Annotated in this window: 14 protein-coding genes; 7 read left to right on the top strand and 7 right to left on the bottom strand. The window is 46.0% G+C overall.

Going from position 1 to position 21,381, the window contains the following annotated elements; genetic code table 11:
- Window positions 1-47: 47 nt before the first annotated feature.
- Entirely contained in the window at window positions 48-1,355 is a 1,308-nt protein-coding gene (locus tag RTR76_RS08840) for an L-serine ammonia-lyase, iron-sulfur-dependent, subunit alpha (protein WP_312519379.1), read from the bottom strand.
- Window positions 1,356-1,598: 243 nt separating this feature from the next.
- Between RTR76_RS08840 and RTR76_RS08835 the strand changes: the two genes are divergently transcribed.
- The gene (locus RTR76_RS08835) at window positions 1,599-3,374 is read left to right on the top strand and encodes a sigma 54-interacting transcriptional regulator (RefSeq protein ID WP_312519604.1); all 1,776 of its coding nucleotides are present in this window, start codon (window positions 1,599-1,601) and stop codon (window positions 3,372-3,374) included.
- A 49-nt stretch (window positions 3,375-3,423) separates the two neighbouring features.
- Here the strand turns inward: RTR76_RS08835 and RTR76_RS08830 are convergent, their stop codons facing one another.
- From RTR76_RS08830 to RTR76_RS08820, 3 genes are all read right to left on the bottom strand, one after another.
- A complete protein-coding gene (locus RTR76_RS08830; protein ID WP_312519376.1) occupies window positions 3,424-5,223 on the bottom strand; it encodes a diguanylate cyclase in 1,800 nt (599 codons plus the stop codon).
- A 101-nt stretch (window positions 5,224-5,324) separates the two neighbouring features.
- A complete protein-coding gene (locus RTR76_RS08825; protein ID WP_312519373.1) occupies window positions 5,325-7,124 on the bottom strand; it encodes an MASE3 domain-containing protein in 1,800 nt (599 codons plus the stop codon).
- Window positions 7,125-7,223: 99 nt separating this feature from the next.
- Window positions 7,224-7,736: a hypothetical protein gene (locus tag RTR76_RS08820; protein WP_312519370.1), complete on the bottom strand. Its 513-nt coding sequence runs from the start codon at window positions 7,734-7,736 to the stop codon at window positions 7,224-7,226.
- Window positions 7,737-7,869: 133 nt separating this feature from the next.
- On the opposite strand from RTR76_RS08820, the gene RTR76_RS08815 reads away from it, so the two are divergent.
- On the top strand, window positions 7,870-8,976 hold the full coding sequence (locus RTR76_RS08815) for a M48 family metallopeptidase (RefSeq protein WP_312519367.1): 1,107 nt from the start codon (window positions 7,870-7,872) through the stop codon (window positions 8,974-8,976).
- A 17-nt stretch (window positions 8,977-8,993) separates the two neighbouring features.
- Here the strand turns inward: RTR76_RS08815 and RTR76_RS08810 are convergent, their stop codons facing one another.
- The 3 genes from RTR76_RS08810 to RTR76_RS08800 form a co-directional block, all read right to left on the bottom strand.
- Window positions 8,994-10,370, bottom strand: a complete 1,377-nt coding sequence (locus RTR76_RS08810; protein WP_312519364.1) for a hypothetical protein — start codon at window positions 10,368-10,370, stop codon at window positions 8,994-8,996.
- 118 nt (window positions 10,371-10,488) lie between these two features.
- A complete protein-coding gene (locus tag RTR76_RS08805; protein WP_312519601.1) occupies window positions 10,489-11,331 on the bottom strand; it encodes a methyl-accepting chemotaxis protein in 843 nt (280 codons plus the stop codon).
- A 190-nt stretch (window positions 11,332-11,521) separates the two neighbouring features.
- The gene (locus RTR76_RS08800) at window positions 11,522-12,922 is read right to left on the bottom strand and encodes a diguanylate cyclase domain-containing protein (RefSeq protein WP_312519361.1); all 1,401 of its coding nucleotides are present in this window, start codon (window positions 12,920-12,922) and stop codon (window positions 11,522-11,524) included.
- Window positions 12,923-13,182: 260 nt separating this feature from the next.
- Here RTR76_RS08800 and glgB point away from each other — a divergent pair, with 260 nt between their 5' ends.
- From glgB to RTR76_RS08775, 5 genes are all read left to right on the top strand, one after another.
- Entirely contained in the window at window positions 13,183-15,087 is a 1,905-nt protein-coding gene (gene glgB / locus RTR76_RS08795) for a 1,4-alpha-glucan branching protein GlgB (protein WP_312519359.1), read from the top strand.
- A gap of 26 nt (window positions 15,088-15,113) precedes the next feature.
- A complete protein-coding gene (locus RTR76_RS08790) occupies window positions 15,114-16,286 on the top strand; it encodes a glucose-1-phosphate adenylyltransferase (protein ID WP_312519356.1) in 1,173 nt (390 codons plus the stop codon).
- 12 nt (window positions 16,287-16,298) lie between these two features.
- The gene (glgD, locus tag RTR76_RS08785; protein WP_312519354.1) at window positions 16,299-17,420 is read left to right on the top strand and encodes a glucose-1-phosphate adenylyltransferase subunit GlgD; all 1,122 of its coding nucleotides are present in this window, start codon (window positions 16,299-16,301) and stop codon (window positions 17,418-17,420) included.
- A gap of 2 nt (window positions 17,421-17,422) precedes the next feature.
- The gene (gene glgA / locus RTR76_RS08780) at window positions 17,423-18,847 is read left to right on the top strand and encodes a glycogen synthase GlgA (RefSeq protein ID WP_312519596.1); all 1,425 of its coding nucleotides are present in this window, start codon (window positions 17,423-17,425) and stop codon (window positions 18,845-18,847) included.
- Window positions 18,848-18,919: 72 nt separating this feature from the next.
- Window positions 18,920-21,364, top strand: coding sequence for a glycogen/starch/alpha-glucan phosphorylase (locus RTR76_RS08775; RefSeq protein ID WP_312519351.1), 2,445 nt, complete (start codon window positions 18,920-18,922; stop codon window positions 21,362-21,364).
- The last annotated feature ends 17 nt before the right edge of the window (window positions 21,365-21,381 follow it).

The raw sequence follows: 21,381 nt of genomic DNA, 5'->3' as shown, positions 1-21,381 counted from the left end.
CATATCTGTCCTTGGAGAGGAGATTGATGTCTTTTAGTATTGCCTGTTTAGGAGACGCTTTTCTGTGCTCCTTTGGCCAGCATGACTTTGAGAATAATTTTGTCCGTCTCTACCATCCCGGGATTGCTGATTTTCCCCAGATTGCAGATAGTTTCTTCTATTGTTGGCGCTATAATGCCGTTGGTGCTGGGCACAATGATATGCCGTTGGGCCAACAGGGCGCTTTCTACTGCAGTGGCTGCCGCAGTGGAGAGCTTAAGCGCACAGCCTACTTTGCCGCCGTCGCAGATCATACCGGTAAGATTGGCAATCACATTTTTCATTGCCGCTTGAATTTTGGCGATATCTTCACCAAGCAGCCAGGTAATTGCCGCACTGGCACCGGTTGCGGCAGCTACTGCACAGCCGCATAGCGCCGATAGGCTGCCTGTATGAATCTTGATATAAATGGTAACTAAATGGCTGATGGCAATTGCCTGAGTTAGGCGCTCCTTGGAGCAGTTTATCCTTTCAGCCACGGCATAGACCGGTAAGATAACGGTTATGCCGTGATTTCCGCTGCCGGCGCTGCTCATGATCGGAACTGTTTCACCGGACATGCGCACATCGGCAGCAGCTGCTGTCAGTCGTTTCGCATAGTTGATGATATCATCTGCCATGATGCCCTGACCCTGCATTTCCGCAAATACATGACCGATACCCATCCCCAGCTGTCTGGCACTGCCTAGCTGGGCAGCCGCGAGATTCATTTCAACTCCGTCCAGCAGAAAAGTCAGTTCTTGGCTGGGAATTTGTTCAACTGCGGCAATCAGGCCAGCAATAGTAATATCACTGCCGCGCAGAACCTGCCGGTTGTCTACCGCCTGGCGGGCAGGATCACTCAATTTGCTGAATATGACCTCGCCATTATGCTCAATGCTGATGATATTGGTGTGGTGATCTGCGATGATTACCCGGCTCCATTCAGAGCCTGCTTTTATGAGAGCGCATATCCACAGATTGCTTTTGTCGTCATCTACTGTAATTTGAATTCGGCCCTCTGACAGCAGCTGTAGTGCGTCAGTTAATTCTTCGGGAGAAACTGCTGCAAGCACTGATAATTGTTTCTCCGGCTGTTTTTTGATGGCTCCCAAAGCAGCAGCAATTTCCAGGCCGGTGCTTCCGGTTCCGGGTATGCCGACTGCCATGCCATTCTTATAAATGTTGGCATTCACGATAATTTCTATGGAATCAATCGGTTTTTTGAGCACTTTTCCCGCCTGAGCGGCAGCCAGTGCCACTGCACCTGGTTCGGTACAACCCATTGCGGGGATTACTTCCGCTTTCAATAAAGAAATCAATAGTCTGCTGTCCATCGTGTTCCGCCTCCTCTTTAGCGGATACTGATGCAATTCCTGTGCCAGACTTTTTTAGGTGGATAATGGGTATGAAACAGTACATTATCAATGTGAAGTATGATAAAATTATCGTTTGATGATAAATTTATCATACTTTCTTTGTGTTTATAAAAATTAGGCCAAATTAAGTGCCTGTGTTGTACTCGTAACAGGATTTTCCGGCTCTATTAAAGAAAGATGTGATAATTATTGTTTGGGGTGATGTACGTGTCGCTGCTACAGCAAATTCAAATTACGACTCAGCAGGTTGCTGAGGCTATTTCCAGTGTTCTTGGTATTGAGGTAACGATTGTTGATGATACTCTAACGCGGATTGCCGGCACCGGAGATCATAAACAGACGATTGGCCAGGCGGTTGCCGGCAGATCGTTATATCAGAAAGTACTGCAAGAGAAAAAAGAAATTATCATTACCGATGTTACGACCGATGAGCAATGCCGCAATTGTGACAGACAGTCTGTCTGTAAGCAGCTAGCGGAGTTATGTTGTCCAATTCTTATTGGGACAGAGGTTATTGGCATCATCGGTCTCATTGCCTTTTCAGCAGAGCATCGTCAGGAAATTATTGCGAAGAATGTACGGCTGTTGACCTTCATCCGGCGGATGGGGGAGCTGCTGGCCGCTAAAGCGGCGGAGGCTGACAGTATGAACAGGCTGCTGTTTATGAAGAATCAGCTTCAGACAGTATTGAATTTTATTACGGAAGGCGTTTTGGCAATTGATAATACTGCCAGGATTATCAGCATTAATTATGCTGCTGAGACGATGTTTAGGGTAAAGGCACAAGATGTGATTGGTTTTCATATCAATGAAGTCTTTCCAGGCAGCCCGATTCCTGAGGTATTGCGGGAGGGCGCCGGTTTTGCCAATCGGGAGGTCAACATCTGGCAGCATGGCAGACAGCATCACTATATGATTAATGCCAAGCCGATGATCGTCGACGGGCGCATTCAGGGGACGGTTGCCAGTCTGCGTGTGATGACGCCAGGGGCAGATTTAGCCAGTGCCTGCAGCAAACAAGTACTTTCCTTTGAGGCTATTATTGGCAGCAGTGAAGTGATGCAGGGGGTAAAGGATCAGGCTCGTAAGGCGGCGGCAACGGCTTCGACTGTGCTGATTACCGGTGAAAGCGGCACAGGTAAAGAATTGTTTGCGCAGGCAATTCATTGTGAGAGCAGCCGAAGCGCCAGACCGTTTATTGCTATTAACTGCGCGGCTATCCCCGAAACCCTGCTGGAAAGTGAATTATTCGGCTATGAAGAAGGATCATTTACGGGGGCCAGAAAGGGCGGGAAGCCGGGGAAATTTCAACTTGCCAATGGTGGTACCTTATTTTTAGATGAGATTGGCGATATGCCTCTGTCCTTACAGGCTAAAATACTGCGGGTGCTGCAGGAAAGAGCGGTAGAGCCGGTTGGCTGTATGCGCGTCTTGCCTGTTGATGTGCGCATTATCGCTGCAACCAATCGCAATCTGGAACAATTGGTCGCAGCCGGTCAGTTCCGGGAAGATCTTTTTTACCGGCTTCATGTGTTTGTCCTGGAGCTTCCCCCCTTGCGTGAACGGAAGGACGATATTCGCCAATTAGCCGATTGTTTGCTACATAAGCATGCCGGTACCGCTGCTGAGGGGAGCCGAGGCTTTACTGACGAGGCTTATAAGACTCTGGAACAGTATGACTGGCCGGGTAATATCCGGGAACTGGAAAACGCGGTGGAATGTACAGTTATCCGGGCGGAAGGCAGCGCAATTACCAAAGCTGACCTGCCTGTGAAAATTAGAGGCCAGGCCGGCGTAGGTTCCCGGCAGGCAAAGCGATTACCTGCGATCTCTCCTGCCGAGGAGCTTGAGCGTCAGGCAATTGCTGCGGCTTTGCAGCTTTTCGGGTTTACTGTTGAGGGGAAAAAACAGGCGGCAGCCCACTTAGGAATGGGGATTGCCACGCTCTATCGCAAGCTGAAAAGATACAACCTTTAATCGGATACAAAAAATAGGCGGCATAATGCCACCTATTGGTTGCGGATGATTATCCTGCAGTGCGTTCAATGACGCTTTTCATTTCTCTTTTGTGCTTATACATGCGGTCGTCTGCCAAGCTGAGCAGCGTATCAGCGTCGGTGGCTTCGTCAGGATAACTGGCACCGCCTACCGCCAGAGAAAAGGCTGCGTCTGCCTGCTTTAGCTGAAGATTGGCGAAGAGCAGTTTCAGCTCGGCAATTTTGGTTTGTGCACCTTTATGATCCATGTAGGGGTAGAGTATGGCAAATTCATCCCCGCCCAGACGGGCAGGCAGATCGCTTTGGCGCGTTGCTTTCTTCAAATAGGCAGCAATGGTGAGCAGCGCTTCATCCCCGGCATCATGGCCAAAGGTATCATTAATATATTTTAAATTGTTCATGTCCAGATAAATAACGGTAAAAGGGGTTTTGTACCGGTCATAGGCATAGACGGCTTTTTCAATTTCCTCAAAAAAGCGGCGCCGGTTGGGCAGGCCTGTCATACCATCTTCATAGGAAAGCTTGGTAACCAGCTCTTGATGCCGCATCTGGGCAACAGCTAATGCGGCAAAAGTCTGAAACAGTTCGGCCCTTTCCATGTCGTCCTCATCGAAGCTGTTCACTTGGCAGAAGATGTACACCATGATAAAGCCATAAAACCGTCCTTCCACTGCTAATGGCAAATAGAGGACTTGCTTAGCTTCTTTGAATAAGGGAACAAGCTGGAGAGAATAGTCGCCGGATAAGTTGTTCAGCAGCAAATCAATGGGAGAATTGTAAATGGCGACCTTTTGACCAAACAGCTTCTGAAAATTTTTAATGTAGATCCCTTCGCTATGCGAAAAGATTTCACCGTATTTTCCCCATTGATAGCTCGGTAAAAAGTGATTCGGATCTTTCCCGGTAGTATAAAACGATATTCTTTCTGCCTTAGGCAGGATCTGTTTTAGTTTTTTGGTCTGAATTTCCATAATCGGCTTGAGTGAAATCGATTCTTTCAGCAATTCAGCGCTCATTTTGGCCATTTCACTTAGGTTGTAGAAATGATTAAATACGCCTGATAAATAAACGGCCTGATAGAGGAAAAGAAACGAAATAAATTTATAAATGTGGCCTAATAAGCTGTACGTAACAACCTCGCTGTTGAAAAATGTGAACGAGGCTTGAGAACAAAGGGAGAAGATAAGAAAATAAGCAATTTTTCCTGCCACACTGTCTTTCAAGGTGCTGCTCCTGGCACGGACCAGTCCAAGGGTGACAATATACAAAAGAATGAGCAGCAGTTCCATGGAGCTTTTGAGCAGCGGCGGGTTTTGCGGCCGCCACGCTGCGGGCCAGTAATACGTTACGGCCAGGGCCAGAACGATAGCGGCAATGGCAGTGGACAGTGCAATTTTGGCCAATTTATTGTTGTCTATACTTAACCGGCTGGGCCAGATCAGCATGGCTGCAACTGCCGCAACCGACAGGTAACGGGCATATAGGCAAAGAAAGACAGATTTCATCTGGGAATAGGTACTGGGATAGTCGGCGGCATTTTGATAGGTAAATACATGCAATAGATCCATTGATCCTACGGCAAAAAAGGAAATTCCGACAATGATCAGCGATTGTCCGAGACTGCCTTCCAGGGCATCTCTGCTGATCCAGACGATATTGAACAGCGAAAAGGAGACGATGATCGAGATTAATTCTAAAAAGGAGTGGATGCCTAAATAGTTTCCGTCACTAAAGGCAGTGGGCAGAAAAGGCTGCAGCCAGACGAGTGCCGATAAGCCTGATGCGGCGACAAATATTGCAATAAGTGCTTTACGCGTTACATAATGCATAATATCCCGTCCCTTTTTTCTTTAATTGTAAGCTATCAATAATCATTATTCAATAGTAGTCATAAAATAAAGGTAAAGACTGCCAATTGCAGTCTTTACCTTTATTTCTGCTGTTGTTTCATAATCCGTTTCGCTTCGTACATACGGTCATCGGCCAGTTTTAAGAGCTGCTCTTCATTATCGGCTTCTTCCGGATAACAAGCTCCGCCCACGGCCAGAGAGACAGTATAGTTTTCGCCGTTTACCGGTAAGGCACTAAAACGGTGCCGGAGATTTTCAATGATCTGGCAGCCATCTGCCAAGCCGGTATGGCGGAAGATAATGGCAAACTCATCGCCACCCAGGCGCGCCGGTACATCACTTTGCCGCGCTACCAGGCTGAGCTCTTCGCCAATCCGCTTTAAGGCGCTGTCGCCGGCGTGATGACCAATATTGTCGTTAATGAACTTTAAGTTGTTCATATCCAGGTAAATGACGGTGAAAGGGATGTCATATTGATCGGCATCATATTTAATCTTGCTTAATTCTTCAAAAAAACGGCGCCGGTTGGGCAGTCCTGTCAGCGTATCCTGGTAGGAAAGGCGGGTGACAGCCTCCCGGTTGATCGCCTGAGCAATGGCAAGAGCAGCAAACTTTTGAAAGACTGCAGACTTCTCCAGGTCTTCATGACTAAAGCTGCGAGTACGGCTGAAGGTATAAATGAAAATGTAGCCCAAGTAAGTGCCTTTAGCCATAAGCGGCACGTATAGCATTTGGTGAGCAGCAAGGAAAGCCACTCCTATCTCAGGTGTATAGGCATCAGTACCGATTTGTCCGGGAAGCTTTTGGGGATGGGGAATAAGTGTCAATTGGCAGCCAAGTTTCTCTTCTATATTAACAAAATGAACTTCCCGGCCCTGGTAAAGCAAATCACTGTAGCGGCCCCAAACATAAACAGCCCGGTAGCAGTCACACGGCTTTTTTAAATATACGCTGATCCGCTCGGCCTGCGGCATAAGCTTTCTTAATTTGCTCATCTGAACATTGAGCATGGTCTCCAGGGTGATATCATCATTCAAAAACTCTGCGCTCATTTTAGCCATTTCGCTCAATGTATAGAAATAGTCAACTAATCCGGAAAAATAAACGGCGCGAAAGAGAAAATAGTAGGCAATTGCTTTATAGATGGAACCAGCCATATTAAAGGTGTCGTAGACACTTGCATAAGAAATAAAGGCTGCTTCCGAAAAAATACTAAAAACTAGATACCAGATAAGCTGGGAAGAGATCGTTTCCTGAATTGAGCCGCGACGGTTCCATAATAGTTTGAAGCTCAGCAGGTAAAGGGCGATAACGCCATACTCAAGCTTAATTTTTAAGCTGGTAAGCCCATATTGCTCGGTAAATAAGGGCGGGATCAAATAAAGGTAGTAGGTGGATAGCACCAGTGCCAGGGCTGCGATGCTGATTACGAAGAATAAACCGGCAATTGCTGAACGGACAAGCGGTAATCTTTCCTTCTCCAGCAGAAATATTGCTGCCAGAAAAGTGAGAGCACCCACATAACGGCCATACAGCCATAAAAAGGACGCTTTTTGTTCTGAGCCGGGTGTTAGCAGAACAGGCATGCCATCATAAGCCATTGCATGGAGGAAGTCAAGAATGCCTACGGCAAAGAACCCTAAGCCCAGACAGAGAATAAAGCGCCCCTGCCGATCCTCAAGGCCGTCGCGTGTCAGCCAGGCCATTGTAAAGACAGCAAAGGAGACAAAGACGGAAATAAACTCTAGGACCGTGTGAATATATAAATAGTGGTCTGCGCTATGAACAACATAAAATTGAGATAGTATGGAGCCAATAAATAAAAAGCCGCCACAGGCCCAAAGCAAACTGCGCCAGAAATCTTTTTCAAGCTGCTGCAAAATAAAAACCCCCTTTTCCGGCGTGCTCTCTTACATTAGTATATGAAGCAGCTTTCTAAGGGGTCATAAATTGAGAATATTTGATATGTAATTTAAAAGTTATCTCCTTTTGGCTTTCGGTTCCGTGTTAAGCCAAATAAAAAGACCGGCGTACAGGGAATAGGCGCCAAGCCCGAGCGCTATCCATGCATATCCGCCAAACACTACATAGCGCCCTGGCAAAGCATGGCCCATACTTTGCAGAATGTCGCCTGCACCTAACAGCAATCCGCCGCCAACGATGAGCAAGGCTAGCATTCTCTTCATTCGTTCGCTGATATCTAATTTTGCTACAATCCAGACGGGGGCAATCGCCGCTGCACCGGCAAAAGCCAGGTGGAGAGGTAAACGGGCGTGAATTTCCTGAAGGAGACTTAAGGAAGCAAATTCACCGGCAAAAGCAGCGGCCATAGCCGGATCACCTTTTGTTGCCATATTGAGAGCCATGTCCAGCGTATACGATGCGGCAGTATGCTGCGCAGGCCGCAGAACGAGATCATAATATAGGCCGGTAAAGGCGCTTAATAAAAATAACAGCAGCCCTCCGGCAAGCAGAATACGTTGACTGTTCATCCTAACTCTCCTTATTATGGTGGTATTGGCCAATACCTAATATTCCCAAACATTGGCTGTTGTATGTAGCGCATGCTGGAAAGGAATAGCAGATCAACAGCGCGAATATACGCAAAGAGACAGTGATGTAATTATGATTACTTGGAGTGAACGAACCATGATGCTGCATAAGTTCCGCCGCCTGCTGGCTATTATTCTTTGCATTACTTTTATGACATCGGCGTTTGCATTGCCTGTTGCTCAGGCATATAGTGTAAATGACGAAATTGAGATAGGTAAGAAGGTTGGCAAAGCGCTTGAAAATGAATATAAGCTTGTTGAGGATGCTGCAGTTCAGGAGCGGGTGGAGCGACTGGGGCGAGCCCTGGCTGCTTTTTCAGACAGACCTGATTTGCCTTATACCTTTAAAGTGCTTAATGTGAACGAAGTCAATGCACTGGCCTTGCCAGGCGGCCCGGTGTACGTATTCAAAGGCCTGGTGGATTTTATGAATGATGATGAACTGGCTGGAGTTATAGGCCATGAAATTGGACATATCGTCAAGCGTCATTCCATTAAGCAAATGGAAAAAAACATGGGAATGACCTTGCTAATGTTAATTTTGCTTGGTGACAGAGGACTGCCGCTGCAGAGTGTCCTCCAGCAGGCACTAATGGCCCGCAATAGCCGGGAGGCTGAGGAAGAAGCCGATCATCATGGTTATACGCTGACCCTTAAGGCTGGGTTTAATCCGTACAGCATGCTGATGGGGATGCAAAGACTGGCTGAAGTAAGTGGCGGATCAGATTTTGGCATGTTTGCCTCTCACCCTGAGCCGGAGGTTAGAATTAAGCGGCTGAAGGGCTACATACAGAAAAGCAATATCCATCCTCAGGTTGTAACTGACGGACAGTCAGTCCGCCTGGTTGATGGGGAATGGACGTTTGACTCTTTTGCTGCACTGAGCGGTGAACGAAAATCAGAGTCTTATGCCTATAAACTGGCTGGGGCACTGTATCGCGTTGCCCAAAATCCGCAAGTCAGGCCTGATTGGTTTGTTTTGGATAGGGACGGAGATAATGTCAGGGTATATTATGACGATATTATCGTACTTACGGTTACAGCTCAGCAGGCGGCGATTGCGGGTACAACCGCCACTGAACTTGCGGCCTCTTTCATACCTAAGCTGCAGGATTGGGCTATGCACCAAAGCCGGATCAAAAATAAAGAAGGCGCACAAGCAAAAGAGGCAGTCAATTGACTGCCTCTTTTGCTTATTTACTTGAGTTCAATTATTTCATTTAAATAAGGCGCAGCTTTCTCTAACGGAACGGCAATCTTTACATAGTTTGTGGCATGGTCATTTTCAAGATAGTAAAAAACAATGTCTGATTGAGTGAAGTAAATGCCCATCCACTCATCAAATACAGGCAGTTTCGTGACGGCAGGGTTATTGGCAGCCGCTTGCTGCAGCAAAGTCGTCAACGCCTGATGAGCGGTATCGTCATTTTTAACTAGATTCTTGGCGACAATGGGTTGGCGTGATTTCAGATCGAAATTCAAAGAAGAAAGAAGTTCCTGCTGTCCGTCACCTTGCTGTCGTCCCTTGAAAATTACGCTGACTAATCCTTTAGTGTGACGGGTCACTTCATAATCGATTGCTATCCGGCTTGCGGCTCCTACCTGGCTGCTGTACTTGAGAGCAGCTTCCTCTAATTGATTGTTTAGTACACCTTGGGCAAGCATACTTTCCAATTGCTCAAACTGAGGATAATAAATATCGGTATTTTCCGTATGGATATATTGGCGCTTAATAGTGGAGGCCGGAGCCGCGGCAGGCGGCAGCGGATCATTTAGTAAATTAGTAGCAATTTTGATTTTACGCACTTGCCAGGCAGAATCCTGGTATTTCCATAAGGTTTCAACTTCTGCAATAGGATCAGCATTGTATGCGCCAACAATACGCTGATATCCTTTTAACTCATAGATGCCGTCCCGGTTGCTGTCAGTCGGCTCAAGCAGCGAAAAGGGATAATGCCAGGGCCGCTGCTCCTTAAGAACATTGCCTTTTTCATCATAAATCCCCAGCCGCACATAGTCGGCACGGTTACGGCCATTATCAATAATGATTGATTTGCCTGTATCTGTATTGATAATTTCTGTTTTGTAGCCATCTAGAAATTTTCCGGTAAAGTTAGCGCCTTTATTGTTGTCACTGGTAAAAATGAGGGCCGGACTGCTGCCGGTGAAGGTGGCAATGCGGTTGTCCACGATCCCCCCGCTTCCACCGGTGGGTGCTGAGATCATAACATCAGCTACGTGGTCACCTGTAAAGTCACCGGCAAATAGCTTGCCTTCATAGCCGCCCATGTCAAGATCCACTGACTGAGTCTGACCGGATTTTCCGTCGCGAACGACAAGGATCATTTTTTTCGAGTAATGGTCTTCTGCTTTATCTTTGTGGCCGCCAAGCACAATGGAATCGATGATGCCATCACCGGTTACATCCGCAGTTATGCTGTCAAGCAAGTAAGTATTGGCCGGTAAGTCTGCGAGCGGTACGGTTTTATTCGACCCGTTAGATGCGGCCCAGGAAAGCGCCATGGGGACAGCCAACAAAGTAATTGCAATAGCGGCAGCAAGTTGTTTTCTCATTGCAATACCTCCTATTATAAAAATTTTTCTTCTATAAAGAGTAAAACGCTGAGTTGTCCTTAAAAGTAACTCTGCAGCCAATAAAAAATGGCCAGGATACCTGGCCGGTGTCAGTGATTTAATTCTCGGTGATCTTTTTTGCCATCATAGTTAGCTCAGCAGCCATATGATTAGTTGCCTGTGTTGTGCCGGCGATTTCCTGGGTGGCATCTACAATTTGTCCGATTATGGTATTAACATTGGTGATTTGTGTACAGGTTTGGTCATTATCGCGGCGGATTGTTTTGATAATGGAATCAATTTTACCAATGGATTCAGCACTGTAACTGGCAAGCTTTCTTATCTCCTCGGCAACGACGCCAAAACCACGGCCCTGCTCGCCAACCCTGGCAGCTTCTATTGCAGCGTTTAAGCCAAGCAAGTTGGTTTGGACCGAGATATTGCGAATCATGTCTAAAACCTGATCGGTTTCATTTGCGCGGGCTTGTGATTCCTTCGCGGTATGGGCAACACTTGTTACAATGGAAGCCAGTTCTTGGGTTTGGGCTGATATTTCCTGAGTGGTATTGGTAAGGGAGTGAACGGCGGTATTTAAACTGAGAGCCATAGCTGACAACGCCTCATAACGCTCAATGGATTGTGATACACTGATGGCCCCGACTACCTGGCCGCTTTCACCTGTTACCGGACAAGCCAATGCCATAAAAGCCTGACCGAATTTTTCTTTGTCAACCTTTGAAAAAAAACGTCTTCTTTCTTGCATACAGCGGTCGATAGGCAGGCCTTTTTTTACCGGCTCCCCAATGGTATGATGCAGGTTTAAGGTTTTACCCGGCAGATAATAGATGATTTTTTCTCTGTCGGTAATGCAGATGCCGGCATCATCAAGTAATAAATTGGGTAATAACGGAGCACAATCAATCAGTTTCTGTAAAGCGGGATCAATGGCGTCATTCATCATCAAAATTTAAATCCTCCCGATAACAATGTTTCATGAAAACGTTTGCAAGGTTCTTATAATAATTATTCTGTGAAATAAAACGAAATCCTCCCAATATTCTTAAAAATTCGATAAAATTCGCCATTGCGTCTGTTCCAAAGAAAGGCCGTAAATCATTTTATGAATAAATGATTTACGGCCTTTTTCAGCATTATATGATAGTTTGAGGATTTTTTTCTACTGGTAATGCATAAAAACGGTAAGCATGAGACCCGTCAGATTTAGCCTGGTACATCGCTTTGTCGGCAGATAGCAGTAGTTCTTCAGCAGTATTGGCATCAAAAGGATATACACTGATGCCGATACTCGCACCTACTTCTACAACATTATTGTCGATTTGCACAGGACAGCGGAAGGCTTCCAATATCCGTTGTGAGACCAGTTGTGCTTCATCGTAACTGCGGATACGAGGCAGAATAATGACGAATTCATCACCGCCCAAACGGGCTACCGTATCACCTTTGCGAACATTCTCCAACAGCCGTGCAGCTAATACTTGCAGCATACGGTCACCATTGGCATGGCCAAAATTATCATTTACCTGCTTGAATTGATAGCAGTCCAGAAATAAGAGGGCCATCATGGTTTCTTCCCGTTCTGCCTGTGACAGGGCAATATTTAGTCGATCCCAGAAAAGCAGCCTATTTGGCAGATTGGTGAGCGAATCATGATGCGCCTGATAGCGGATACGCTCTTCAGCCATTTTATGACTTGTTATATCCCGCTGAATACCAAAATGTCCGGTAATATACCCGGCATCATCATACAGGCAGATATAATCTCCTTCAATCCATAGCTCCGTACTGGCTGAAAGGCTATGTTGCATATCAATACGAAGGCGGCCGGCATCGAAAAAACGGCGCCAGGTTGATTTTGCGTAATCAAGGTTGTTTTTGAATAAATCAGCAGGTGTTTTTCCGATTAACTCGTCATAGGTAGTTTTATACTGCGCTGCTAAAGCCGGATTAATGCGTGTAAGCCGTTCATGGTGCATGACATAATCTAGTGCAGCGTCCTTATCTATTGTATCATCCCACTTTATGGGCTTGTCGAGGGTCATAAAAAAACAGCCATCCAGCGATTGGGAAAAGAATAACTCTAGTAGCTGCTGTTGTTGAGTGAGTATCGTATCTATTTGTCTTTGCGCGGTAATATCAGTTATCTGCCATAAATGTCCGTAAAATTCATTTTTAATAAAGACGGGCATATAGTTACAGGTAAGGATGCGTCCGTCAGTCAGCTGATATTCTAAATTTGTTGCTTTCGTGCGCCGGCAGCTGACTTTCGTTAAGCGGCTGCTAAAGCTCTTTTTGTTACCTGCCAATGGCAGGAGCCGGTTGATCAGTTCGCTGCCGTTTATTCCATGCAGTCTGTCTGCCGCGGGTAAATGCCACATATGATAAAAGGAATCGTTAATAAACAGCACATTGTGCTTGCTGTCTTCCAGCAAAAGTGCACAATCCAAGTGATTGAGGCTGGCTGTCAGCTGAGAGCTGTTCATATCCACACAATTGTCGGCTTGCTGTAAGTTTACGATACTTTGGGGAGACATGGCTATTCACCTCGGGTACAGGTTGAGGAATTACCGCAGCATGACTAACGTTATTCTATCACGTTCGCTTAATAATTGGAAGAAAATTTCCAATTATTGAAGGAATTGTAGAACCTGTATTATCCTATGCATAGCTTTGCAGGTAAGAACCTTTTTGTTAGAAAATTTATAAATAAGTGAATATAAAAACAAGGACTTTTATCATTGAAGCGGCGAATTTTTCCAGTAATAAGCGATATATTTAGGTAAGGGACGTGAACATGGCTATGACAAGCAATGAAGCCAGTGATTTTGACCTGTATCTATTTCACGAAGGACGACACTTCCATAGTTATCGCTTTATGGGAGCCCAAATCCGGTGCGTAGCAAACAAGCAAGGCGTACAGTTTACTGTGTGGGCCCCCAACGCATCGGCTGTTCGGGTAATCGGCGAATTTAATAATTGGCAGGGGCAAGCGCACTGCCTAAAGCGGACGAATGAATCGGGAATATGGACGTTGTTTGTACCGGATGTATGTGAGGGAGCGCTTTATAAATATGAAGTACACACTACAGAGGGACGAATACTAATAAAGGCCGATCCTTATGCTGTTGCTGCAGAAATCAGGCCCGGAACTGCCTCGAAAGTGGCCAGCATTGGCAACTACCAGTGGGGGGATGAGGCCTGGTACAGGCAAGACCGAGCTGTCAGCTATCGAAGGCCGCTGGTTATTTATGAAGTTCACGCCGGTTCGTGGCAGCGCAACAGGGACGGCTCTTTTTTTACTTACCGGCAGCTGGCAGATGAATTAGTTCCTTATGTTGTGTCTATGGGATATACGCACATCGAGCTATTGCCGCTTGCTGAGCATCCACTGGATGCATCCTGGGGATATCAGGCAACCGGTTACTATGCGGCAACGAGCCGCTATGGTAATCCGGCGGATTTGATGTATTTAATAGACTGCTGCCATCAACAGGAAATTGGCGTCATAATGGATTGGGTGCCGGGCCATTTTTGCAAAGATGATCACGGGCTGCGCCAATTTGACGGCACTCCATTATATGAGCACTGGCAAACGGACCGGGCAGAAAACTATGGCTGGGGAACATTGAACTTTGATTATAGCACTCCTGAAGTGCGCAGCTTTCTTATCTCCAATGCATTATTTTGGATGCAGATTTACCATGTTGATGGGTTGCGGGTGGATGCTGTTGCCAGTATGCTGTATCTCGACTATGGCAAGGAAGCGGGACAATGGTCGCCGAATGAGCATGGCGGCAGAGAAAATGTGGAGGCAATCACGTTTATTCGACAATTGAACGAAGCAGTATTTGCCGAATTTCCCCAGGCGCTGGTAATGGCTGAGGAATCAACTTCCTGGCCGTTAGTCACCAAACCTGTCTATCTGGGTGGTCTGGGCTTTAATTACAAGTGGAATATGGGCTGGATGAATGATACCCTGCGCTATATGTCACTTGATCCTATCCATCGCCAGTTCGAGCACCATTTGCTCACATTTTCCCTCATGTACGCTTTTTCGGAAAACTTTGTCCTGCCTTTGTCGCACGATGAAGTCGTACATGGAAAAAAATCATTGCTTGATAAAATGCCCGGTGATTATTGGCAGAAGTTCGCAACCTTAAGAGCCTTCTATGGGTATTGGATGGCTCATCCAGGTAAAAAACTACTGTTTATGGGTGGAGAATTTGGACAGTTCATCGAATGGAATGAAGCACAAGCGTTGGACTGGCAGCTTCTTGACTACGAGATGCATGGAAAACTAAAAGATTATGTACAAAATCTCAATCATTTATACCGCAGCCAAATGCCCTTGTGGCAGCTGGATCATGACTGGCAGGGTTTTACGTGGATTGACTGCCACGATTATAGACAAAGTGTCATTAGTTTTAGGCGTACCGATGAACAGGGAAATTTTATCCTTGTTATAGCTAATTTTACGCCGGTAGTTCGCTATAATTACCGGATTGGCGTGCCTAGACCAGGCCGGTATGGCGAAATGTTGAATAGTGATGCTGGCAAGTACGGTGGTTCAGGCCAACTCAATGAAGATGTATTCACGCAACCTAATGTATGGCATAATCAGCCATATTCTCTGGAATTAAAGCTGCCGCCGCTAGCCTGTATTTATTTGCAGTGGAAAGCCGAACTGGATAGTGAATGATTGTAGTGAGGGAGGGTGTGAAAAATATGATGAAAAAAGAATGTGTAGCCATGATTCTGGCCGGTGGCCAAGGCAGCCGGCTGGGGGTACTAACTAAAAGTCTGGCAAAACCAGCCGTTCCCTTTGGTGGTAAATACCGCATAATTGACTTTCCACTCAGTAATTGCCATAACTCGGGCTTGGACACCGTTGGTGTGCTGACGCAATATCAGCCGTTTGCCCTGCATAATTATCTGGGAATCGGCAGTGCCTGGGATTTGGACCGGAAAACAGGAGGCGTTTTTGTTCTGCCGCCATTTGTGAAAGCGCGTGGTGGTGAATGGTACAAAGGTACCGCAAATGCCATTCATCAAAATGCTAACTTTATTGACCAGTTTAATCCGGAATATGTACTGATCCTGTCAGGTGATCATATTTACAAAATGGACTACTGCCAGATGCTGGAGTTTCATAAGCAAAAGGCTGCAGATGCTACCATTGCGGTAATAGAGGTTCCCTGGGAGGAAGCGAGCCGCTATGGCATTATGAATACAAATGCAGAGCAGCATATTATAGAGTTTGAGGAAAAACCAAAGAAACCGAAGAGTAATCTGGCTTCCATGGGTGTATATATATTTAACTGGAGCCTGCTAAAAAAATATATGGAAGAAGATGAGCAGGATAAAGGTTCCAGTCATGATTTCGGCAAAAATGTTATACCCAAAATGCTTAAAGGAGATCAGCGGCTTTTCGCATATCCCTTCCGGGGATATTGGCGGGATGTAGGGACGGTAGAAAGCTTGTGGGAAGCAAACATGGATCTGCTGAAAGATGAGCCAGGGCTCAATCTTCATGATTATAATTGGCGCATTTATTCCGTTAATCCCACGCAGCCTCCTCATTATATTGCCGCTTCCGCCCAGGTGCGCTGCTCACTGGTTAGTGAAGGCTGCCAGATTTTTGGTGAAGTTGACAGGTCCGTTCTTTTCCCAGGCGTACAGATCGGGGAAGGGGCCATTATTCGTGACTCCGTCCTGATGCCCGGAGTGATTGTCGGTAAAAATTGCCGGGTAGAACGGACGATTATCGGTCATGAAGCTGTGCTGGAGCAAGCCTGTGAGGTAGGCTGCCAGGGGGAAAGTGTAGGTATTACTGTTATTGGTGAAGGTGCTTTTGTCACAGCGAATACACAAGTCCCCAGAAGTGCTGTAGTCGAGTAAAAGGAGGGCAGGATGCAGATGAAAAATGTTCTTGGTCTTATTAACTTACATGAAAATGAAGAGTTCCTAAAGGAAGTTACCCGTCACCGCAGTCTGGCCGCCGTGCCTTTTGCCGGCAGATACCGGCTGATTGACTTTATCCTCTCGAATATGGTCAATTCGGGCATATATAATGTGGGGATTTTAGTTCCCAACAAATATCGCTCTTTAATGGATCATCTTCGCTCCGGCAAAGAGTGGGATCTCGCTCGCAAAAGAGATGGGCTGTTTATTTTGCCACCCACCCATGCTCATTACGCTATGGGCATTTATAAAGGGGATATGCAGCATTTTTATAATCATTTGGACTATATTAAGCGCAGTGCCCAGCAATATGTCCTGATTGCGGGCAGTCATATGGTCTGCAATATGAATTTTTGTCCGGCCTTTCAATTTCATTTGGACCAGCAAGCGGATATCACAGTTATTTATAAGCCTGAAGCAGAGTGCGCCGGAGATTTTCCACGGGCAACGGCTGTCCGGCTTGATGGCAGCCGGATCGTTGATATGGAGGTCAATCCCGGAAAAACAACCTGCAGTGACATTTCGCTGGAAATGTATATTATGTCTAAAGAGCGTTTAATTGAAATCGTGGAGAACTGCGTGTCCCGGGGTGAATTTGATTTTGTTAAAGATGGAATCATTAAAAATATTAGCCGATTAAAAATCAGCGGTTTTCCTCATCGCCAATATGTTGCTAAGATTAACTCCATCCAGAGTTACTTTAAGCATAATATGAATTTGCTTGATCCTCAGGTGTGGCAGGAGTTGTTTGCCAAAAGCGATCCCATTTATACCAAGGTAAAGGATGAGGCTCCCACTAACTATCGTCAGACAGCTCAAGTTGCCAATTCCCTTATTGCTAACGGCTGCATCATTGAAGGCAGGGTGGAGAACAGCATCATTTTCCGGGGAGTAAAGGTGCATAAGGGGGCTTATATTAAAGACAGCATCATTATGCAAAAAGGTGAAATCGATGAGGATGCGATGCTTGACAGTGTTATTTGTGATAAAGACGTTCATATTACTGCTGGCCGCAGCTTGAAAGGAGATCGAAACTATCTGCTTGTTATAGAGAAAGGGATGGTGATATAGTGATGCTCAAAGTACTGTTTGTCGCTGCCGAAGCAGTTCCGTTTATCAAGACAGGCGGCCTGGCCGATGTTATCGGTTCATTGCCGAAAGAGCTTGTTAAGGAAGGCGTTGATGCCCGGGTTATCCTGCCAAAATACAGTGAAATACCCAGTCATTACCGGGAAATAATGGTACCTGTACATACCATGGAGGTACCGGTTGGCTGGCGCCGTCAGTATTGCGGGATTGAGAAAATGGAGTATCAGGGAATCACCTTTTACTTTGTTGACAATGAATATTACTTTAAGCGCAAAGGGCTGTACGGGCATTTCGATGATGGTGAACGATTTGCTTATTTCTGCCGTGCTGTGCTGGAAGTGCTTCCTCATATCGGGTTTGCGCCTGATATTCTGCATTGCCATGATTGGCACGCAGCGGCTATTCCGGTGATGCTTGCTGCTCACTACCGGCATGCATATCCTGATCTGCGCACCGTGCTTACCATTCACAACCTTCTATATCAGGGAGTTTTTGCAAGGGAAGTACTTGGCGATCTGCTTAGTTTAGGCAATGACTATTTTGCGGAGGATAAACTGGAGTTTTTCGGTTCCGTTAACTATATGAAGGGCGGCTTGGTGTATGCTGATCGCTTAACTACCGTGAGTCCTACTTACGCCCAAGAGATACAAACGCCATATTTTGGAGAAAAGCTTGATGGCCTGCTGCGCGACCGCAGCAAAGATCTATACGGCATTGTTAATGGGCTGGATTATGATGTGTACAATCCGCGCATTGATGATTGCATTGCCGTTCCATATACCTGGCGGTCAATTGGCCGTAAATGCAAAAATAAAATGAAGCTGCAGGAGCATGTGGGGCTGCCGGTGCGGAGCGATGTGCCGGTAGTAGCGATCATATCCAGACTGGTGGCGGCGAAGGGCCTTGACTTGGTAGCTCATGTAATAGAAGAAATGCTGGCGTCAGATATACAATTGATTGTGCTTGGTACAGGAGAGGAGCGCTACGAAGGCATGTTCCGCCTGGCGGCTCACCGTTATCCTGATAAAGTATCCGCCAATATTTTCTTTGGTGAGGATTTGGCGCATAAAATCTATGCTGGAGCAGATGTTTTTCTCATGCCCTCTTGCTTTGAGCCTTGTGGTATTGGTCAGCTTATAGCGCTCCGGTACGGTACCTTGCCAGTTGTAAGGGAGACGGGCGGCCTCAAAGACACCGTTCAGCCTTACAATGAATATACTGGCGAAGGAAATGGTTTTACGTTTGCTAATTATAACGCTCATGATATGCTGCATACCTTGCAGCGGGCCCTTGCCATTTATCCGCAAACGGATATTTGGGAACGGATTGTTAGAAATGCCATGCGCAGTGATTATAGCTGGTGCCAGTCAGCCCAGCAGTATCACGAGCTTTATCAACAGCTTGTTTGAAGTAGACAAAACTAAACTTTAGGACCTAATAGCCACAGAATAACTTAATGCTGCTTATAATGGGGGGAGTTTATGTTTACTGACAGGCAAGCCTTTCGGGCAGCCTTTCTCTACCAATTACAGACAATGCACGGCAAGAGCCTTGAAGAAGCTTCCCCGCAGGACAAATATACGGCTTTAGCGGGAATGGTAAGAGATTATATCAGCAATGCCTGGGTTGAAACGAATAAGCACTATGAAAGTAAAGGGGAAAAACAAGTTTATTATTTTTCGATAGAGTTTCTTCTTGGACGGCTGCTTGGAGCTAACCTTCTCAATATTGGGGTTCGCGCCGAGTGGGAGAAATGGTTAGTGGAAATGGGGATCGATTTAAACCAGCTGGAGAACGAGGAACCCGATGCCGGTCTGGGTAACGGCGGCTTAGGTCGTTTGGCTGCCTGTTTTCTTGATTCCATGGCATCATTGCAGCTGCCTTGCCATGGCTGCGGTATCCGGTATAAATATGGACTTTTTGAGCAGAAGATCCTGGATGGCTATCAGGTGGAGCACCCTGATAACTGGCTGAAGAACGGTACGATGTGGGAAATCCGTAAGCTTGATAAAGCAGTCCAGGTTAAGTTTGGCGGGAATGTCTGGTCCGAAGAAAAAGATGGAAAACTCATCTTTCATCATGAACATTTTCAAACGGTACTGGCCGTTCCTTATGATATTCCGGTGATCGGCTATCAGAATAGTACGGTGAATACGTTACGACTATGGAGTGCCGAGACAGTGCAAGAGGATTTTGATTTGCTGGCATTCAACCAGGGGAATTATGTAAAAGCGGTAGAATACAAGTACTCGGTAGAATCCATATCGGAGATCCTGTATCCTGATGATAGTCACTACGAAGGCCGGGTACTGCGTTTAAAACAGCAATATTTTCTTGTTTCTGCCGGGCTGCAGAGCATTATCCGCCGTTTTAAGAAAAAACAAGGCTCGATTATGGATTTTGCCGAAAAGATTACAATTCACATTAATGATACACATCCGGCAATGGCGATACCGGAATTAATGCGGATATTGATGGATGAGGAAGGCTTGTCCTGGGATGATGCGTGGCAAATTACCCGTAATACTATTGCCTACACTAACCATACGATTTTGCCCGAGGCCCTGGAAAAGTGGCCGGTCGATATTATGAAGACGCTGCTGCCCCGGATATTTATGATTATCGAAGAGCTAAATAAACAATTTTGCAGCCATCTATGGAATCACTATCCCGGTGATTGGCAGCGTATTGCTTCTATGGCAATTATTGCTGACAATTATGTTCATATGGCTCATCTGGCTGTGGTGGGCAGCTACAGTATTAATGGGGTTGCCAAAATCCATACGAACATTCTTAAGCGCGATGTTATGAAAAATTTCTATCACTTTTATCCCTATAAGTTCAATAACAAGACGAACGGTATTACCCATCGCCGGTGGCTGCTTAAGGCCAATCCGGAGCTGGCTCAGTTAATTACTGATTCAATCAGTCCCAGCTGGATATACTATCCTCAGTATTTGAGTACGCTTTTGCGTTACTCGGAAGATGCTGCTTTTTTAGAACAGCTGGATAGAATTAAAGAAAATAACAAAATGAACTTTGCCAATTGGATTCACAATAAATATGGCATTACAATTGATGGAAGCTCGATTTTTGATGTTCATGTCAAACGCATCCATGCGTATAAACGCCAATTGATGAATGCCTTACGTATTTTAGAGTTATATTCGCGCTTAAAGGATAATCCTAGCCTGGAAATGGTGCCGCGCACTTTCATTTTTGCCGGGAAGGCGGCGCCCGGGTATTATCTGGCAAAGCGGGTTATCAAATTGATTACAACGTTAGCTGCTGTTATCAATAATGATCCTGCTATTCAAGGCAAGATAAAAGTATTGTTTCTTGAGAACTACAGCGTGTCTCTGGCGGAAATGATTTTTCCTGCGGCAGATGTAAGCGAGCAGATTTCCACTGCCAGCAAAGAGGCCAGCGGTACAGGTAACATGAAGTTTATGATGAATGGCGCCGTCACAATCGGTACACTCGACGGGGCAAATGTAGAGATCCATGAAGAAGTAGGCGATGATAATATCGTTATCTTTGGCCTGACTGCCGGTGAGGTAATGGATTACTATCAAAAAGGCGGCTACCGGCCGTGGGAATTAATCCAGTCGGATGTGCGGCTTAAGACACTGCTGGATCAGTTGATCAATGGCAGTTTGCCGGTACCGCGCGAAGAATTCCGCGTTCTTTATGATTCATTAGTCAATAGTGATGAGTTTTTTGTGCTTAAGGATTATGCCGCTTATGTAGAAGCCCAGGAAAAGATAGACAGCCTTTATCGTGATAATAACCGGTGGAACAAAATGTGTCTGTCAAACATTGCCCATTCAGGAAAGTTTTCCAGTGACCGTACTATTTCGGAGTATGCAATTGGGATTTGGAAGGCTAATCCAGTGGTAATTGGAGATATTCGTGAGCCCTATTAATCTTATACATAGGCCGG

The sequence above is a fragment of the Anaerospora sp. genome, from assembly GCF_032013335.1.
Classification (GTDB): domain Bacteria; phylum Bacillota; class Negativicutes; order Sporomusales; family DSM-15969; genus Anaerospora.
This window is presented reverse-complemented; position numbering and strand designations above follow the sequence as displayed.

Coding starts and splice junctions, on each gene's coding strand:
- RTR76_RS08840 (WP_312519379.1), bottom strand. CDS start 1,355: ATGGACAGCAGACTATTGATTTCTTTATTGAAAGCGGAAGTAATCCCC.
- glgD (WP_312519354.1), top strand. CDS start 16,299: ATGCAGATGAAAAATGTTCTTGGTCTTATTAACTTACATGAAAATGAA.
- RTR76_RS08805 (WP_312519601.1), bottom strand. CDS start 11,331: ATGATGAATGACGCCATTGATCCCGCTTTACAGAAACTGATTGATTGT.
- RTR76_RS08810 (WP_312519364.1), bottom strand. CDS start 10,370: ATGAGAAAACAACTTGCTGCCGCTATTGCAATTACTTTGTTGGCTGTC.
- glgB (WP_312519359.1), top strand. CDS start 13,183: ATGGCTATGACAAGCAATGAAGCCAGTGATTTTGACCTGTATCTATTT.
- RTR76_RS08815 (WP_312519367.1), top strand. CDS start 7,870: ATGATTACTTGGAGTGAACGAACCATGATGCTGCATAAGTTCCGCCGC.
- glgA (WP_312519596.1), top strand. CDS start 17,423: ATGCTCAAAGTACTGTTTGTCGCTGCCGAAGCAGTTCCGTTTATCAAG.
- RTR76_RS08820 (WP_312519370.1), bottom strand. CDS start 7,736: ATGAACAGTCAACGTATTCTGCTTGCCGGAGGGCTGCTGTTATTTTTA.
- RTR76_RS08835 (WP_312519604.1), top strand. CDS start 1,599: ATGTACGTGTCGCTGCTACAGCAAATTCAAATTACGACTCAGCAGGTT.
- RTR76_RS08800 (WP_312519361.1), bottom strand. CDS start 12,922: ATGTCTCCCCAAAGTATCGTAAACTTACAGCAAGCCGACAATTGTGTG.
- RTR76_RS08790 (WP_312519356.1), top strand. CDS start 15,114: ATGATGAAAAAAGAATGTGTAGCCATGATTCTGGCCGGTGGCCAAGGC.
- RTR76_RS08830 (WP_312519376.1), bottom strand. CDS start 5,223: ATGCATTATGTAACGCGTAAAGCACTTATTGCAATATTTGTCGCCGCA.
- RTR76_RS08775 (WP_312519351.1), top strand. CDS start 18,920: ATGTTTACTGACAGGCAAGCCTTTCGGGCAGCCTTTCTCTACCAATTA.